The organism is Corynebacterium sp. CQ3829_602738 (genome assembly GCF_054478435.1).
In genome coordinates this window covers 2,441,363-2,457,956 of record NZ_CM137003.1, presented here as the reverse complement: position 1 = coordinate 2,457,956, position 16,594 = coordinate 2,441,363, and the positions used below count along the sequence as shown (strand labels likewise).

The window sequence follows — 16,594 nt, the reverse complement described above, 5'->3', positions numbered from 1 at the left end:
CACCACAACCTGGCAAACAACTGGATGTTCGGTGGGGGTGGGCACTAACCGGAGGCCCGTCGATAGGCGAATGCAAAAGACCGGCCCCAAAGGCACCGCGAGTAATCTAGATCACCATGACTAACGCCCAGCTACCTGAGCAACACAGCGACGAGCACCTCGAGCTCTCGCGCCAAGAGTTCGACCGCGAGAACCTCTCGGACGCGGACATCGAGCAGATCAAGGAGCAGCGCGAGGGCGACGAACCCGACGGTTCGTTCATGCGCTGGGTGATCACGCTGTTCGGCACCGGCGTGGGCGCTGGCATTCTGTTCCTGCCCATCAACGCAGGCAGTTTCGGGTTTTGGCCGCTGGTGATTGCCACGCTTTTGATCGGCCCGATGGTGTTTTTCTCCCACCGCACCTACGCGCGCATCGTCTCCGCGTCCCCGGTGAAGGGGTTGGACGTGCTGCAGGTGATCACGGCGCTGACCGGCCGTAAGCGCGGGTTCGCCTCGGCGCTGGTGTACTGGCTGGGTATCTATCCCACGGTGTTGATCTACGCCATTTCCATCACCAACACGCTGGACAGCTTCATCGTGAACCAGCTCGGCGGACCGGAGGTGAGCCGGTGGGTGCTGGCCACGGCCTCGGCGGGGCTGATGACGGGCGCGTACGCCTTCGGCAAGAAACTCACCCTGTGGCTGGCCAACGTGCTGGTGTACCCGCTGATCATCGCGCTGGCGGCGGTGTCGTTCTACCTCATCCCGAGCTGGGATTTCGCCAGCTTCCGTTCCTACGAGTCCTCCTACCCGGTGTGGCAGGGTCTGTTGCTGATCCTTCCGGTGCTGGTGTTTTCCTTCAGCCACATGGCGGCGCTGAGCCAGTTCGCGCTGGATGTGCAGAAGAAGACGGACGGCGACGTCGCCGCCACGGAGCGCGAGGTGTCCAAGGTGGAGCTGGTCACCGCGATCATGCTGGTCACCTTCACCATGTTCTTCGTGTGGTCCTGCGCGCTCGCCCTGGGCGCCGACGGCATGGACGCCGCGCGCGAGCAGAACGTGCCGGTGCTGTCGTACCTGGCCAACGAGACGCACGCGCCGTTTATGGCGTGGATCAGCCCCATCATCGCCATCTGCGCGATCATCACCTCCTACTTCGGCCACCTGCTCGGCACGGAGGAGGGCACCGCGTACCTGTTGCGCAGTGTGGCGCCGAACTTCGCAGCTCGCTTTTCGACGTCCACGCTTCGCCTCACAGTCAACATCTTCGTGTTTGTCACCGCAGTGATCGTCGCCGTGTTGAACCCCTCGATCCTGGACATGATCTCCGTGGTCGGCGGCGTGTTCGTGGCGTTTTTGGTGTACATCATGCCGGCGCTGCTGTTTCACAAGGCCACGGCGTTCAAGCACTACGCCCGCCGCCCGGACACCATCTTTGTGCTGGTGGTGGGCCTGGTGATTATGGGCGTGGCGGTGCGCAACATCATCGCGGGCTAGGACGGTGACGCGCAGGTGAACTTTGCGCGAACATTGGCTTCCGGACGTTTCGGTTGTTCTCAGTCAGGCGCATAATCTCCCGCGTGAGCATCACAATCCTCCTCGTATTAATCATTGTCGTCGCTTTGTTCTTCGACTTCACTAACGGTTTCCATGACACTGCCAACGCGATGGCCACCTCCATCGCCACCGGCGCGCTCAAGCCCAAGGTGGCTGTGGCGCTCGCCGGCGTCCTCAACCTGATCGGTGCCTTCCTCTCCGTCGCTGTGGCGAAGACGGTCGCGGGCGGCATCGTGAAGCTCGATCTGTTCGACCTCAACGACACAGTTGACTCCGAGCGCCTTCTCCTCGTGGTGTTCGCCGGCCTGGCCGGCGGCATCATGTGGAACTTGTTTACCTGGCTGTTCGGCATCCCGTCCTCTTCCTCGCACGCGCTGTTCGGCGGCCTGATCGGCGCGGCCATCGCCGCCATCGGCTTCGACGGCGTGGTATGGCAGGGCGTGCTGGACAAAATCATCGTCCCCGCCCTGTTCGCCCCGTTTGTTGCTGGCCTCATCGCCGCGATCGGTACCTGGCTGGTCTACAAACTGACCGCCAATGCGGAAAAGGACCACCGCGACAACTACTTCCGCTGGGGCCAGATCGGCACCGCCTCCCTGGTGGCGCTGGCGCACGGCACCTCCGACGCGCAGAAGACCATGGGCGTGATCTTCCTGGCCATGGTGGCGGCAGGCCAGTTCGGCTCCGACCACCCCATGCCGTTCTGGATCCAGCTGGCATGTGCGCTGGCGATTGCTATCGGCACCTACTCCGGCGGCTTCCGCGTGATCCGCACCCTGGGCAAGGGCCTGGTGGAGATCCACCCGCCGCAGGGCATGGCCGCTGAGACGTCTTCCGCCGCCATCATCCTTACTTCCTCGCACTTGGGTATGGCGCTGTCCACCACCCACGTGGCAACTGGCTCCATCCTCGGCTCCGGCCTGACCGGCCCGAAGGGCGAAGTCCGCTGGGGTGTGGCCGGCCGCATGGCTCTGGCTTGGATCACCACCCTGCCCATTGCGGCGCTGGTGTCCTTCATCACCTGGTGGATTGGCCACTGGGCCGCTGAGCTCGGCGGCGACCTCGTGTGGGGCGGCGTCGCCCTGGCGCTGATCATCCTCATCGGCGGCGGCTACATGTTCTGGCAGGCATCGCAGAAGCCGGTGCACAAGGACAACGTCAACGACGACTGGGACGGCGACTCCAACTCGCCGGCGCAGACCACCGGAGGGGCGTCTGAAAGCGAACTGCCCCACCGCGACTCTGGCGAGCCCGCAGACTTCGTGGACACCTCCGTCGGCCTGCGCGCGCCGGGGTCCACCGCAGCCACCCACGACCACCACCCGCGCGGCTAGCCGGAAAGGACAACCCGCATGCTTGAACTGCTGAAATCGCTTTTTTCCGTTGTCGCCGTCGGCATCCTGCTCGGCGCCGGACTGCCGGCCCTGTACGCCCTGAGCATCCACTTCCTCTCTCCCGCTAGCGACGGCTCCGCTCCGCAAGGCGGCCGCCGCGTGCTGGGATGGATCTTCCTGGCCATCGTGTTCGTTGCCGTTATCGCCGCGATCCTGCTTATCGCCCGCGAGCGCATCGAGTACTTCACCGGGTGGGATCCGTACCCGTTCCTCTAGCTCATCCCTAGTTTCCGAAGGGCCCTGGCACGTGCCAGGGCCCTTTTCGTGGACGCGCGCCAATCGTTGGTGTTGACAAACTATTTGCGCGAACCTAGAGTTACCGCGAAGTGAACGGAAGGTTAACAACCTTCCCCTGGTAACGAAAGGAGGTGAGCCATGAAGGGCTTCATCAACAACGTCCGCGCATGGTTCCGCGACGAGGAGCGTGGCATCGCGTCTCTGACGGATCTCTCACCGCTGGCCGTGCTCCCGCACGTCGACGCGCGTTCCTAAAGCAGCGTCGTGACAGCCCGGGCCCGATCCCCTCTTGTGGGGCGGGCCCGGGTTTTCGCGTGCGGAAAGATATAGAAAAGATATCGGAACAATTCGCTGAACAGCGGAAACGGTAGATTTTGACCTGTATCCACCGCGCCATATCTTTCCTATATCTTTCGTGGTCGAAAAATGGTCCCAAAAAGAATTCCCTGGGGAAATGTATAATCAGCGGCATGGTTACGGAGTCTGCCTGGGATGATCTTGCCCCTCACGTCCGCGATGCTCTCGAGGCGATCCATGGTGGGGCGACGGCGGACTCGCAGGAGTCGCTCATCCTGGAGTTCAAGGAGGATCCTGCCTCCCGGGAGGGGGAAAAGGGGGCGAAGGCGAAGCTCGTCGAGAAGCTGTTGAATGAAGCCATCTGCATGGCTAACAGTGAAGCTGCGACCGGCCACATTGTTGTGGGGGTCGCGGATAAGGTCGCTGGCGAGGCCGCGTTCACCGGCACGCAGATGGACGAGGAAAAGCTCGCCCAGCAGATTTTCAACGGCACGAAGCCGAACATGAATGTGCAGATCGCGCCCGTTCGTGTGTGGGGAGCGAGACTTCTGGTGATCCATGTGCCGGAGGCGCGGGCGCTCTACACCCGTGGTGACGGCGCTGCGAAACGTCGTACCGCAGATGCCCAGTTCTCCTGCCAGCCGATGACTGAGGAAATGCGCCGTTCGATCGACGAAGCCCGGCGCAATCCCGATTATTCGAACGGCCCCGCGGACACTTCCGTAGACGAGCTGCCATTGGCGGTGGTCGAAGAAGCACGAAGGATGCTTCGCGAGCACAGGAGGGCGCGCGGCTCCGAGGCCGCAGTCCCGCAAACAACGACGGGGCTGCTGCGCGAACTTGGCCTGGTGCGTGATGACGGCCAGCTCAAACGCGCGGCAGAAATTCTCTTTGCCGAACCCGAGCCGACAGACGTTGTAGTCCGGCACCTGTGGCGCAGTATCCCGGGGGAAGACCCGAAGGCCACGCTGATTTCGGACCCAGTTTTGTTGGCGTTGCCCCGCTTGCGCCGCCTGATTGCGGAAAACGGGGACAGGGAAATTGAACGGGTCCAGTTCGACGACGGTGAAGAGATCGCCATCAGCCGCTTCCCCGAACAGGCTGTAGATGAGGTGGTGTCCAACGCGTTCATTCACCGCGATTGGCGGCTGTCTGGCCCGGTTGTGGTTGAGCAGACCTATCGCACGCTGAAGATCACCTCGCCTGGTCCCCTGCCGCCGGGGGTGACGGTGGACAAATTGTTGACCACCACATCGGTTCCGCGGAACAACCGGCTCATGGCGGCGATGCGCACGCTCGGTCTGGCGGAGGAAAGCTCCCGCGGATTCGACCGCATGTGGGCCACGATGATCCGCACTGGCCGAGACGTCCCGGAGGTCTTTGCTACTGAGTCTCATGTCCAGGTGGTCCTGGCCGCGCAGCAGCCCGACACGACCTTTATCAAGGGGCTCAGGAAACTGTCGGAACTCTACGGCGAGGCGGTTATTGGCAGCGTCGCAACGCTGATCGTGCTTTGGCACCTCAGTTCCGCTGCCCTGATCACCGCCACAACTGCAGCCCACAAAACGCAGCTCACTGCCCTCGAGGTGGAAGAACTCATGGGCGTGCTCGTCGAGCTTGGACTACTCGATTCGGTAGCGGACGCCAGCGAGTGGACGCTCAGCGGCGAAGCGCGCAAGCTGCTCGGGCGCGGGCGGGCAGGCGACCTAGCAACGGTGAGCATCCAAGAGTGGATAGAAGCGAAGCTTCTCGACGGCGAATCGCTCCGGTCCGCCGACATCGCAGATCAAACCGGTGTCAGTGTCGCCGAGGCGGGGCGGATCCTCCGCCACCTGCGCAGCCTCGGTCGCGCACAGATTGACCCCGAAGGTCCCCCGCGTGGGCGCGGCACCCGCTGGATCCGGGCGTGAAAGATATAGAAAGATATCGGAACAATTCTCTGACCAGGTGAAACGGTGGAAAACTGGCCGTATTCACCCCGCTATATCTTTTCTATATCTTTCGGATCCGAAAAACGGGTCTAAAAAGAATTCCCTGGTGAAATGGCGGGAAACGGCGGCGGGGCGGAGCTGAACGTCGAGAAGCATAAGTTTCACCTGAAATTCACCTCAGCGAAACCTTAGGGCGCTACGTTTCCAACTGCCTACCAACCCTCGGACACGAAGGACCCTCATGCGCAAGCACATCGCCGCGATTACTGCCCTTGCCCTGCTCACCCCAGTTCCCGTTGCTAACGCGGAGGATCTCGCCTCCCGCTTCACCCTCGGCGTCATGCCGGACACCCAGTTCTACGCCCGCTACGGCACCGAGGCCGCCGGCGACATCTTCGGCGACCGCTACGGCACCAACCCGTTCGATGTGCAGACCGAGTTCCTGGCGGAAAACCACAAGAAGCTCGGCACACAGTTTGTCACCCACCTGGGCGACGTGGTGGACCAGCCGGAAGACCGCGCCAGCTGGGACATCGCGGACCGCGCGATGAAAAAGCTCGAGGACGCCGGAGTGAACTACTCCGTGCTGCCGGGCAACCACGACCTGACCATGTTCGACGGGAAATCCGCGTTCACCGAGTACTTCCCGGAGGAGCGCGCGAAGAAGAACTCCACCTACATGGGCCGCACCGCCTCCACGGAGATCCACAACGGCGGCGACGGCTACGCCTTCCCGGGCCAGAGCGTCGACTCGGAGTACCACATCTTCGAAGCCGAGGGGCAGAAGTACCTGGTGCTCGCGCTCGGTTTCCGCGCCAACGATGAAACGCTGGAGTGGGCGCAGCAGGTCATCGATAAGCACCCGGAGCTGCCCGTGATCCTCACCACGCACGAGATCTCGGGTATCAACGGTGATGGCTCCACCTACTTCACCAAGGAGTACGGCGAGCACCTCTGGGACAAGCTGATCCGTAAAAACGACCAGATCTTCCTCACCATCGCCGGCCACCACCACGGTGCGGGCTACCACGTGGAGAAAAACGACGCTGGTCACGACGTGATCAACATCCTGCAGGACTACCAGATGGCCTACCTGGGCGGCAACGGCCTGATGGGTCAGCTGCAGTTCGACCTGACCAACAACCAGCTCGAGATGCTCGCGTACTCGCCGTGGGTGAAGTCCAAGAAGTACGAGCAGCTGAACTCCTTCGACCACCTGATCATGGAGGGCGAGGGCGATTCCTACACCATCGATCTGGACTTCGCGGAGCGCTTCAAGGCGTTCGCGCCGGGCTTCAAAGCCGGCGACGCCAACGACCCGGACTACAACGAGACGCTGAAGCAGACCATCACCGACGGCTACAAGGCCTACGAGGTCACCGAAAAGGACAAGCCGAAAGACGAGCAGGACTACGCGTACGTGGACGGCACCGTCGTGCACTGGCGCCCCGGCCAGACGAAGGTCGAGGGCACTTTGCTTAACGACGGCGAAGCTGCCCCCGCCGGCGCCGTCATCCCCGACGTGGCAAACGGCGACGACATGACCCGCGTGCGCCACCGCATCGCGGCAGGCGCCGATGCCGTGACCTTCTCCGACGACAAGCACCCGCTGTCCGCGGACCGCGGCTCCCTGCGCTGGAAGGACCCGAAGTTCAAGCACTCCACCGCCTGGTTCGAAACCGCCACCGGCGCGGACATCAACACGGAGGAGTTCAAGAACGGCTACACCGTGGAGGCCTTCCTCAAGCTCGACGAGGACTGGAACGCCGACAACAACAAGTGGTCCAACGCCCTGATCCGCGACGCCTCCGGCACCATCACCCACCCCGAGGACGAGGACGGCGACCCGATCCAGATGCTCGGCGTGTCCAGCCTGCGCGAACTGCGGTGGTACTCCTACGGCGAAAACGGCGAGGGCTTCTCCAACTGGACCCACGAGGTGCCGAAGGGCAAGTGGATGCACATCGCCGTGGTCAACGACCCGGCCGATAAGTCCGTGACCATGTACGTCGACGGCTCCCCGATCCTGCGCGACGGCTACGGCCCGCTGGGCATGGGCGGCAACGGCGACAAGTGGCTGCTGGGCACCTCCGCCTGGGACAACGACAAGGTCGACGGCTGGTTCGGCAACATCGGCGAGATCCGCATGGTGGACCACCCGATCGGCCCGGACCAGTGGCTGACCGCCCGCGGCAAGGCCCCGGCGCCGACCACCACCGCCGCTCCGTCTTCCGCTGCGCCTTCGTCCGCGCCTGCTCCGGTGACGACCACCGTGGCCGTGCCGACCACCGTCACCAGCACTGTGTCAGGCACGCCGACTACCGCGACCACGACCGTGGCCGTGCCGACCACTGTCACCGCCGAGCCGCAGCCTACCGACGACAGCTCCTCCAGCGACGGCTCCTCCAACGTGGGCAGCAGCGTCGGCGCCTTCGCCGGCGGCGTGCTGGTGGGCGTGCTCGGCCTGCTCGTGGCGGTGCTCGCCGGCGCGGGCGGAACGCTCCAGTGGATTGTGGACCAGCTGCGCCCGTTCCTGCCTCAGATGTAGGTTCGTGGCCTAGACCTCGGCTGTCGCGGCGAAGAACGCCTCGGCGAACGTCGCCGGATCAGACAAGTCGATTCCGCACAGCTCCTGGATTCGTGCGATGCGGGAGCGGGCGGTATGCCGGTGGATGCCTAGCGCCTCTGCGGTTTGGACGAGTTGCCCGCCGTGCTGCAAGAAGACCGTCAGGGTTCGGGCGTAGTCGGTGTGGCGCTCGGCGTCCTCTGCCTCAAGCACGCCGAACAGCTCCTTGCGTTGTGCTCGCAGAGCCTCTGCCACCGCGGGTTCGGTCAGCCAGCTCGCGCGCGAAGAACCGGGAAGAGAACTGTCGCCGAGTGCGAGCACCCCGCACCGCGATTTCAACGCACGGATGTGGGCTGCATCGAGATCTGCCGCAGGCAGCGGGCGGCTGACGGCGACGCGCACGCGCTGAGCGGTGGCGCCGAGAGCGGCGAGAAAGTCCGCGCCGTCTTGGTCGGGGTGGACCAGCACTACCATGCTCAGCCGGTCGAGGGGCGCCGCGTACAGAAAGTGCCCTTGTGCGTCGGCCGCAGTATCTAGTGCGTTGCGCGCCTGTTCGAGTGCACGCGTTCTATCGGCGGTGATGACGGCTGGGCGGGTGAGACCGGAGTCGTCGATAGGCGTGTCGAAGCCCCGGGGCAGCAGCGTGGACCCGTCGCCGAGTCCGAAGCGTGCCGAAAGTGCGAAAGCGTTGAGCTCGTTGCGTGCCGCGCGCAGCTCCGCGGGGCGTGCCAGCAGCATGTCTGCCAGACCAGCGCAGTGGCGCAGCAGCGCGGCAGGGGGACGCTGCGCCGAGGCAACCTCCAGCGAGTACGGGCGCTTCGGCCCCGACACCAGGCGGTGCGTTGAGCTGCGCAGGCGCGCGCCCTCGTCCACGGCGCGTGTGTACCCGGCGGACTCGGCGGCGGCCACCGGCGCCGCGCCGGGCCCGTTGATGCGCACGCTGGCATCCAGCAGCTCAGCAGCCGTGCTGACCAGCATGTCCAACGAGCCTGGGATGGCGGCGCGGGTGAGGCGTTCCTGGTCGTCGATGAGGCGTTGCTGCTCAAGTTGGGCGCGGCGGCGCTGCTCCTGGTGGATCGCCGTCAGGATCGAAATGAACGGAATGTGGCGCGGCACCTCGAACAGTCCGATGCCGCGCCGCCGGGCCGTGGTGACCACCTGCTCGGGGATGGTGGTAAACGTCAGGCCGGTGCCGAAGCCGATCGCCACGGCCCCGGCGTCCGCCAGGTGGTCGATGTAGCGCCCCAGGTCCGATTGGTTGTCCTTGAAGGCGATGCCCACGGTGAGCACAAGCGAATCGGGTTGGATGAACTCGGTGGCGTCCTCGAGTTCGTTCGTCTGCGCAAGCGCGAAGCCGCTGGTAGAGGGGGCGACAACTTGGCGCAATGCCAGCTCTGGTTTGTGCGTGAGCCAGGTGAAGGTCAGATCCATTGGGCTCCATTCCGTACATCACGTCGATGCAATATCGCCACACTGTACATGGCGCCGGTCACACCGAGTCCCCATACTGTGCTGCAACACGTTGAAACGATGGTTGCAAGGAGACAAGGAGCACAGCATGCAGGATCTGAAGTACCACCTCCCCCAAGAACGCCGCGTGAGCACCGACGGGATGGGGCCAAAGAGCAAGGATTTGGACGCTCGCCGCCAGAGTGCTGTGGCGCGCGCCCTCTCCCCCGGGCTGCCTGGCTATGTGGTCGAGGGTGACGGTGGAGTGCTCGTGGACGCGGACGGCAATGCGTTCATCGACTTCGCCTCTGGCATCGCCGTGACCTCGGTCGGCGCGTCCAACGAGAAGGTTGCTGCGGCGGTTGCAGACGCGGCAGGGAAGTTCACCCACACCTCGTTCATGGTCTCGCCGTACGAGTCCTACGTCGCCGTGTGTGAGAAGCTCAACGAGCTCACCCCGGGCGACTTTGCCAAGAAGTCCTTCCTGCTCAACTCCGGAGCAGAGGCGGTGGAAAACGCTGTGAAGGTGGCGCGTTCCTACACCGGAAAACCAGCGGTAGTGGTGTTCGACCGCGGCTACCACGGACGCACCAACCTCACCATGGCCATGACGGCGAAGAACAAGCCGTACAAGACCAAATTCGGCCCCTTCGCTTCTGACGTCCACCGGGTGCCGGGCTCCTACCCGCTTCGCGACGGCCTGACGGGCCAAGAAGCCGCCGACCGCGCAATCAAAACCATCGAGCAGGAGGTCGGCGCAGAAAACCTCGCCTGCGTGGTCATCGAGCCGATTCAGGGCGAGGGAGGCTTCATCGTCCCCGCGGAAGGGTTCTTGCCGGCGATTGCGCAGTGGTGCCGCGACAACGACGTCGTCTTCGTCGCCGATGAGATCCAGGCCGGATTCGCCCGCACCGGCGAGTGGTTCTCCGTCAACCACGAGGGCGTGGTGCCGGACGTGATCACCACGGCCAAGGGAATCGCCGGCGGCCTGCCGCTGTCCGGTGTCACGGGCCGCGCCGAAATCATCGATGCCCCCATTCCCGGCGCGCTTGGCGGCACCTACGGTGGCAACCCCGTTGCCTGTGCCGCCGCCTTGGCCGCCATCGAGGAGATGGAAACGCACGACCTGCCGGGCCGCGCACGCGAGATCGAGAAAATCGTGCGCACACACCTAGAACCCTTGGCGGAGCTCGACGGAGTGCGGGAGCTGCGCGGCCGTGGCGCGATGATCGCGCTGGAGCTTGAGGACGGCGCGGCCACCGCAGACGTTGCCTCCGCATGCAAGGAGCAGGGGGTGCTGATTCTCACCTGCGGTATGGACGGCAACGTGATCAGGTTGCTGCCGTCGCTGGTGATCCCCGAGAACCTACTTGTTGAGGGGCTGGAGATCCTCGCTGGCGCGATTAAGGAGCGTGTGGCGTAAATGGCGAAACAGTTCGACGTATTGAACCCCGCCACCGAGGACGTCATCGCCCAAGTACCGGACACAGGCAAGGACGAGTGGCTTGCGGCTCTCGGCCGTGCGGTTGAAGCGCAGCGGGCGTGGGCGGAGTTCTCGCCGCGAGGACGCGCTGAGGTGCTGCGCGCTGTGTACGAGAAGATCACCGCGCGCACCGACGAGTTCGCGCGCACGATGACCAAGGAGATGGGCAAACCGCTGGCGGAAGCCAAGGGCGAGGTTGCTTACGGTGCCGAGTACTTCCGTTGGTTTGCGGAAGAGGCGGTGCGCATCCCCGGCCGCCTCGGCCGAGCACCCGCGGGAAACGGCGACATTGCGGTCACGCGCGTCCCGGTTGGCCCCGTGCTGGCGATTACGCCCTGGAACTTCCCGCTGGCCATGGCCACCCGCAAGATCGCCCCGGCGATGGCGGCGGGGTGCCCAATCGTGGTCAAGCCCGCCGCAGAGACCCCGCTGACAATGTTGCTTGTCGCAGACGTCATCGGCGAGGCGGTTGCGGAGGCAGGCGGCCCGAAGGACCTGGTGCAGATTCTCACCACCACCGACTCCGCCGGCTTGTCGGAGACCCTGATGGCGGATGAGCGCTTGCGCAAGATCACCTTCACCGGCTCCACCGCAGTGGGCAAGATCCTGGTCAAGCAGTCTGCAGACAATCTGCTGCGCACCTCGATGGAGCTCGGCGGCAACGCGCCGTTTGTGGTCTGCGAGGACGCGGACCTGGATCTCGTTGTGGAGTGCGCCATGCAGGCGAAGATGCGCAACGGCGGCGAGGCCTGCATTGCGGCGAACCGCTTTATCGTCCACGAGTCTCTGGCCGGGGAGTTCACCGAGCGCCTCACCCAGCGCATGTCGGAGGTGACTATGGGCAACGGCCTTGACGACGGCGTCACGCTCGGCCCGATGATCACCGCGAAGCAGCGCGACGGGATAGCGGAGCTCGTCGATAAGGCGGTTGCGGCCGGAGCCACCGTCACCACCGGCGGCGAGGTCCCCGAAGGCAAGGGCTATTTCTACCCGGCCACCGTCCTCATCGACGTCCCTGCGGACGCCCCCATCCTGCGCCAAGAGATCTTCGGTCCGGTGGCCACCGTGACCACCTTCGCCGACCTCAACGAGGGCATCGCTGCCGCCAACGACACCGAGTTCGGGCTGGCGGCGTATGGATTCAGCGAGAACGTGCATACCTGCCACCGTCTCGCCGAAGAGCTCAAGGCCGGCATGGTGGGCATCAACCGCGGCGCCATCTCGGACGCCGCGGCCCCCTTCGGTGGTATCAAGCAATCCGGCTTCGGCCGGGAGGGCGGCGCCGAAGGCATCGACGAGTATCTCGACGTGAAGTACCTGGCGCTGTAACCAGAAAGGAATCACAACCATGTCCCAATACGCAGTAACCAACCCGGCTACCGGCGAAGTCGTGGAGACCTTCACTGGCGCTACTGATCAGCAGGTCCAGGACGCGATCGCAGCGAGCGCCGCCGCTTTTGCCGGCTGGTCCGCGCAACCGTACAGCTACCGTGCGGAGCGCTTGAAAACGCTCGCGGAGCTTCTCCGCGGCAACAGCCGCGAGCTCGCAGAAGTGTCGTGCACAGAGATGGGCAAGCCGTTGCAGGAGATGGTGGCGGAGATCGAGTTTTCCGCCGATATCATCGACTATTACGCAGACAACGGCGAGAAATTCGCGGCGGAACAGCAGCTACCAACCGAAGGCGGCACAGCGGTGATGCGCCGCTTGCCCCTCGGACCCTTGCTAGGCATCATGCCGTGGAACTTTCCTTACTACCAGGTCGCACGCTTTGTGGGCCCGAACCTGATGTTGGGCAACACCATCGTGCTCAAGCACGCGGAGATCTGCCCGCGCAGCGCACTGCGATTCGAGGAACTCACGCGCGAGGCCGGGATCCCCGACGGCGTGTACGTCAACGTCTTTGCCTCGCATGAACAGGTCTCGGACATTATCGCGGATAGGCGTATCCAGGGGATTTCTCTTACTGGCTCCGGGCGTGCCGGCGCGGCCGTCGCGGCTCAAGCCGGCGAGAAGCTGAAGAAAGTCGTGCTGGAACTTGGCGGCACAGACCCCTACATCTTGCTGGATACGGACGATGTGGCCGCGGCGGCGAAGCTGGCCTTCACCACCCGAATGATCAACACCGGCCAAGCGTGCAATTCCAACAAGCGCATGATTGTGATGGAGCATATTTACGACGAGTTCGTGGCTGAGCTGGTAGAGCTGGCAAAGGCGATGCGGCCGACGACCTGGGACAAGGTGGAAGAGGGCACGTATTGCCCGCTGTCGTCGCGAGGCGCGGCAGAGGGGCTGCGCCAGCAGCTCGACGAGGCCGTTGCCGCCGGCGCCAACCTGCGGGTCGGCGGAGAGCTCAGCGAGTCCGGCGCGTACGTCTCCCCCGCTGTAATCACGGACATCCCCCGGGGGTCTGAGCCCTTCTACGCGGAATTCTTCGGCCCCGTCGCCGAGGTGTACAAGGTCTCCTCGGACGAGGAAGCCGTCGCCCTTGCAAACGACTCCCTATACGGGCTCGGCGGCGCGGTGTTCTCTACGGACGAGAACAGGGCGAAGGCGGTCGCGGACCGTCTGGAGGTTGGCATGGCCAACGTGAACACTCCCGCCGGCGAGGGGGTTGAGTTGCCCTTCGGCGGCGTGAAGCAATCGGGCTACGGCCGCGAACTCGGCCCGGTGGGCATGGATGAGTTTGTGAACAAGCAGCTCTACTACGTGGCCGAGTAGACGGCGGTGCTGGGTGAGTGTGCATTTGCATACGCTCCTGACATAGCCGTTGACGTTTCGCACGGGATCTCCGCAACCACATTTTTGGCTGCGGCGTCTCAAATACGCTCGGGGAAACGCTCCCGAGGAGGCATAACCGATTGAGAAAGGTGGCACCCGCATGGTCCATGTCGGCAAGGAAATCGTGAACGCGCTGGAGGCGCAGGGCGTCGAGCGCACGTTCATCGTCCCTGGGGAAAGCTTCCTCCCGGTGCTGGACGGGCTGCACGATTCTTCCATCGACACAGTGGTTTGCCGGCAGGAAGGCGGCGCCGCCTACATGGCGGAAGCCCAGGGCAAGGCGACGGGCAAGCCCGGCGTTGCCATGGTCACCCGCGGCCCGGGTGCGTCCAACGCTTTCGTGGCCATTCATGCGGCATGGCAGGACTGCACCCCGATGGTGCTGTTTGTCGGACTGATCCCGTTTTCGGACCGGGACCGCGAGTCCTTCCAGGAGTTCGACCCGAAGGCGTGGTTTGGGACGCAGGCCAAGCAGGTGTTCGTTTTGGACGACCCGTCTTCCGCATCCCGCGTCGTGGCCGACGCGTTCTTCCAGGCTTCCACCGGCCGCCCCGGACCGGTAGTGGTCGGTCTGCCGGAAGATGTGCTCTACGAAGAGTTCGAAGGCACTGTGTATCCTCCCCGCCCGGTGTCGCGGGGAGGGGCGTCGCAGGGGCAACGGGACGCCGTCGAAAAGCAGCTTGCTTCCGCGAAACGGCCGCTGATCTACGCAGGTGGCCCCGGGTGGGACCAGGAGACCTCGCGCAAACTCGCCGAGTTCGCGGACGCCCACAACATTCCGGTGGTGCACGACTGGCGCGCAACGGACCGCATCGCGTTTTCCGCTGCCGCCAACGCCGGTTGGCTGGGCTACGGCCGCGACGAGAACGTCGCGCGCCTGTTGGACGACGCCGATGTGTTGGTGCAGGTAGGCGCGGCGCTTACCGACGTCCCGACGGACGGTTACACCCTGCGCCAAAGCCCGGACGCGGTGAACATCATCGCACTGATGGACACAGCGCTGCGCGGCCACTCCGGCGCGGTGACCGAACACATCGTGGCCTCGCCAGCGGAGTTCGTGGACGCGCTGGCCACATTGGACGTGCCGGTGGCGGACGAGCAGCGCTACGCCGCCGCGCACCAGGCGCACCTCGACTTTGCCGCGATCAGCCAGCCGGATACCTGGCGTAAAGCACCTGAAGGCACCGCCCACCTGGAGGAGGTGTTCCGGCAGCTTCAGGAGCAGGTTGGCAACGACGGGATCTACACCTTCGGCGCCGGCGACCACTGCATCTGGGCCCAGCGTTTCCTGCGCACCGAGCAGTTCCCCTCCCAGCTGGGCATGCGCAACGGCTCCATGGGGTACTCGGTGCCTGCGGCGGTTGCCGCCGCGCTGGAGTTCCCGGAACGCACCGTTGTTACGATCGCCGGCGACGGCGAATACCTGATGAACGGCCAGGAGTTCGCCACCGCAGTGCAGGAGGGCACCGCGTTCCTGGCGGTGACGGTGACCAACGGCCAGTACTCCACTATCCGCGGGCACCAGGAGAAGTACTTCCCGGGCAGGGTGAGCGGAACCCAGATGGTCAATCCGGATTTTGCGGAGGTGGCGAAAGCGTTTGGCGGCCATGGCGAGCTGGTCACTGCAGACGACCAGGCCGCCGGTGCCATCGAGCGGGCACTGCGGAAGGTGCGCGAGGAGCGCGTGCCCGCCATCGTCAATGTGATTGTGGCGCAGGAGCTGGGGCTGCCGGAATAGCGCCCTTCCACGGTAGCGAGGCCAGCGCGAGCGCCGCCTGCGACGGGACGGTGACGTCCAGGCCGGTGTGCGCCTTGAAGGACTGCAGGCGGTTGACCACCGTGTTCCGGTGGCAGTGCAGCAGCGCTGCCACATCTTTGGTGGATCCACTTTTCAGGTACGCCTCCACGGTATCCACCACATCCGGCGCACTCTTGCGCAGCTCCACCACCCCGGCGTGCGCAGCGTGAAGCTGCACAGGAAGCAACGGGCGGATCTGCTGCGCCGCTAACGCCCAGGCCACGTCCTGCACAGGGATGAGGCGGCCGGGGTTTTCCGCGGCGTCGAACATGCTCACGCTCGCACGCACAGCGGCTCGCACCGCCGCCAAGTTTGGGAGCTGGTTGAACGTCACCGCACCGAGGTGGTCTGTGTGATCCCGGATGAAATCCTGGGCTTGTGTGCTGGCGGGAAAGAAGGCCGCGTACAGGCCGTGGTATCCGTGGCCGAAGATTTCCCCGCGGGCGGCGAGAGGCTCCAGCACGGTTTGGGCCGGGGCCCACTCGCTGGGGTGGAACACCACGAGGTCGATGGCGGTGCCCTCCGCAATCCCCAGTGCCCTGGAGATGGCCCCCATGGCCTGCTCCCCCAAATGCTCGGCGGAAAAGAGCCGCTCAATGTGGCGGGCGTGGGCGAAACGGGCGTCGTGCCGCGCCCGCGCCTGCTCGGCCGCATACGCGCCGCGGATATGCACCGTGTAGCGCGACACCAGCTTCTGAATGTCCGCCACGTGCTCCACCAGCACAGGCAGCTGTTCCGGGGAAACCGTTGCGCGGAAGTGGTCCCACAACACAGTGAAGTCGATCTGGATGGCATCTACCAGCGCGGACAGGCGCACGCCCTGGTGCGCTCGTTTGGTGCCCAGCTGGCGGGCGTGCGCTGCGAGTGAGTCTTCATCCATCCCGTATTCGAGCTGCACCAGGAAAAGCCCCAGGATGCTGGAGGCTGTCGAGCGGAGCTCGGCGTCGTCCACGATGTCCTCGCGGTAGTAGCCCAAGTCGTGGAACTGCTCGAGGAAAGCATCGACGAGCTCGGGTAAGTCCTCACGAACCTGCTGGACAATGTCGTTCCAGCCGTCCGTCGAATCAGTGTGCATGTGCACAACGTTACAAGCGCGGGTTATGAGATGTGCCAGATGTCCGC

General features: G+C 64.6%; 11 protein-coding genes. 9 read left to right on the top strand and 2 right to left on the bottom strand.

The features are described 5' to 3' along the window. The first annotated feature begins 116 nt into the window (after positions 1 to 116). The 5 genes from ACX1NL_RS11750 (at position 117) to ACX1NL_RS11730 (ending at position 7,945) form a co-directional block, all read left to right on the top strand. A complete protein-coding gene (locus ACX1NL_RS11750; RefSeq protein ID WP_458898238.1) occupies positions 117 to 1,478 on the top strand; it encodes an aromatic amino acid transport family protein in 1,362 nt (453 codons plus the stop codon). An 83-nt stretch (positions 1,479 to 1,561) separates the two neighbouring features. Further along, positions 1,562 to 2,872, top strand: a complete 1,311-nt coding sequence (locus ACX1NL_RS11745) for an inorganic phosphate transporter (protein WP_458898237.1) — start codon at positions 1,562 to 1,564, stop codon at positions 2,870 to 2,872. 18 nt (positions 2,873 to 2,890) lie between these two features. Beyond that, positions 2,891 to 3,148, top strand: a complete 258-nt coding sequence (locus ACX1NL_RS11740) for a hypothetical protein (protein ID WP_181889353.1) — start codon at positions 2,891 to 2,893, stop codon at positions 3,146 to 3,148. A 491-nt stretch (positions 3,149 to 3,639) separates the two neighbouring features. Then, positions 3,640 to 5,376, top strand: a complete 1,737-nt coding sequence (locus tag ACX1NL_RS11735; RefSeq protein WP_458898236.1) for an RNA-binding domain-containing protein — start codon at positions 3,640 to 3,642, stop codon at positions 5,374 to 5,376. A gap of 262 nt (positions 5,377 to 5,638) precedes the next feature. Next, positions 5,639 to 7,945, top strand: coding sequence for a LamG-like jellyroll fold domain-containing protein (locus ACX1NL_RS11730; protein ID WP_458898235.1), 2,307 nt, complete (start codon positions 5,639 to 5,641; stop codon positions 7,943 to 7,945). A gap of 9 nt (positions 7,946 to 7,954) precedes the next feature. Here the strand turns inward: ACX1NL_RS11730 and ACX1NL_RS11725 are convergent, their stop codons facing one another. Further along, positions 7,955 to 9,394, bottom strand: a complete 1,440-nt coding sequence (locus tag ACX1NL_RS11725) for a PucR family transcriptional regulator (RefSeq protein WP_458898234.1) — start codon at positions 9,392 to 9,394, stop codon at positions 7,955 to 7,957. Positions 9,395 to 9,521: 127 nt separating this feature from the next. On the opposite strand from ACX1NL_RS11725, the gene gabT reads away from it, so the two are divergent. The 4 genes from gabT to ACX1NL_RS11705 all read left to right on the top strand — a co-directional run bounded on the left by gabT (position 9,522) and on the right by ACX1NL_RS11705 (position 15,412). Then, positions 9,522 to 10,835, top strand: a complete 1,314-nt coding sequence (gabT, locus tag ACX1NL_RS11720) for a 4-aminobutyrate--2-oxoglutarate transaminase (protein ID WP_181889349.1) — start codon at positions 9,522 to 9,524, stop codon at positions 10,833 to 10,835. Then, on the top strand, positions 10,836 to 12,224 hold the full coding sequence (locus ACX1NL_RS11715) for an NAD-dependent succinate-semialdehyde dehydrogenase (protein ID WP_392398677.1): 1,389 nt from the start codon (positions 10,836 to 10,838) through the stop codon (positions 12,222 to 12,224). A 19-nt stretch (positions 12,225 to 12,243) separates the two neighbouring features. Then, positions 12,244 to 13,614 (top strand): aldehyde dehydrogenase family protein, encoded by a 1,371-nt coding sequence (locus ACX1NL_RS11710; RefSeq protein ID WP_458898233.1) that lies wholly within the window; start codon positions 12,244 to 12,246, stop codon positions 13,612 to 13,614. A 160-nt stretch (positions 13,615 to 13,774) separates the two neighbouring features. Next, positions 13,775 to 15,412, top strand: coding sequence for a thiamine pyrophosphate-dependent enzyme (locus ACX1NL_RS11705; protein WP_181889346.1), 1,638 nt, complete (start codon positions 13,775 to 13,777; stop codon positions 15,410 to 15,412). On the opposite strand, the gene ACX1NL_RS11700 is transcribed toward ACX1NL_RS11705, so the two are convergent. Then, complete coding sequence (locus ACX1NL_RS11700; protein ID WP_181889345.1) at positions 15,372 to 16,547, bottom strand: helix-turn-helix domain-containing protein; 1,176 nt, start codon at positions 16,545 to 16,547, stop codon at positions 15,372 to 15,374. The genes ACX1NL_RS11705 and ACX1NL_RS11700 overlap by 41 nt on opposite strands. Positions 16,548 to 16,594 lie beyond the last annotated feature (47 nt).

Coding starts and splice junctions, on each gene's coding strand:
- ACX1NL_RS11750 (WP_458898238.1), top strand. CDS start 117: ATGACTAACGCCCAGCTACCTGAGCAACACAGCGACGAGCACCTCGAG.
- ACX1NL_RS11740 (WP_181889353.1), top strand. CDS start 2,891: ATGCTTGAACTGCTGAAATCGCTTTTTTCCGTTGTCGCCGTCGGCATC.
- ACX1NL_RS11735 (WP_458898236.1), top strand. CDS start 3,640: ATGGTTACGGAGTCTGCCTGGGATGATCTTGCCCCTCACGTCCGCGAT.
- ACX1NL_RS11730 (WP_458898235.1), top strand. CDS start 5,639: ATGCGCAAGCACATCGCCGCGATTACTGCCCTTGCCCTGCTCACCCCA.
- ACX1NL_RS11725 (WP_458898234.1), bottom strand. CDS start 9,394: ATGGATCTGACCTTCACCTGGCTCACGCACAAACCAGAGCTGGCATTG.
- gabT (WP_181889349.1), top strand. CDS start 9,522: ATGCAGGATCTGAAGTACCACCTCCCCCAAGAACGCCGCGTGAGCACC.
- ACX1NL_RS11715 (WP_392398677.1), top strand. CDS start 10,836: ATGGCGAAACAGTTCGACGTATTGAACCCCGCCACCGAGGACGTCATC.
- ACX1NL_RS11710 (WP_458898233.1), top strand. CDS start 12,244: ATGTCCCAATACGCAGTAACCAACCCGGCTACCGGCGAAGTCGTGGAG.
- ACX1NL_RS11705 (WP_181889346.1), top strand. CDS start 13,775: ATGGTCCATGTCGGCAAGGAAATCGTGAACGCGCTGGAGGCGCAGGGC.
- ACX1NL_RS11700 (WP_181889345.1), bottom strand. CDS start 16,547: ATGCACACTGATTCGACGGACGGCTGGAACGACATTGTCCAGCAGGTT.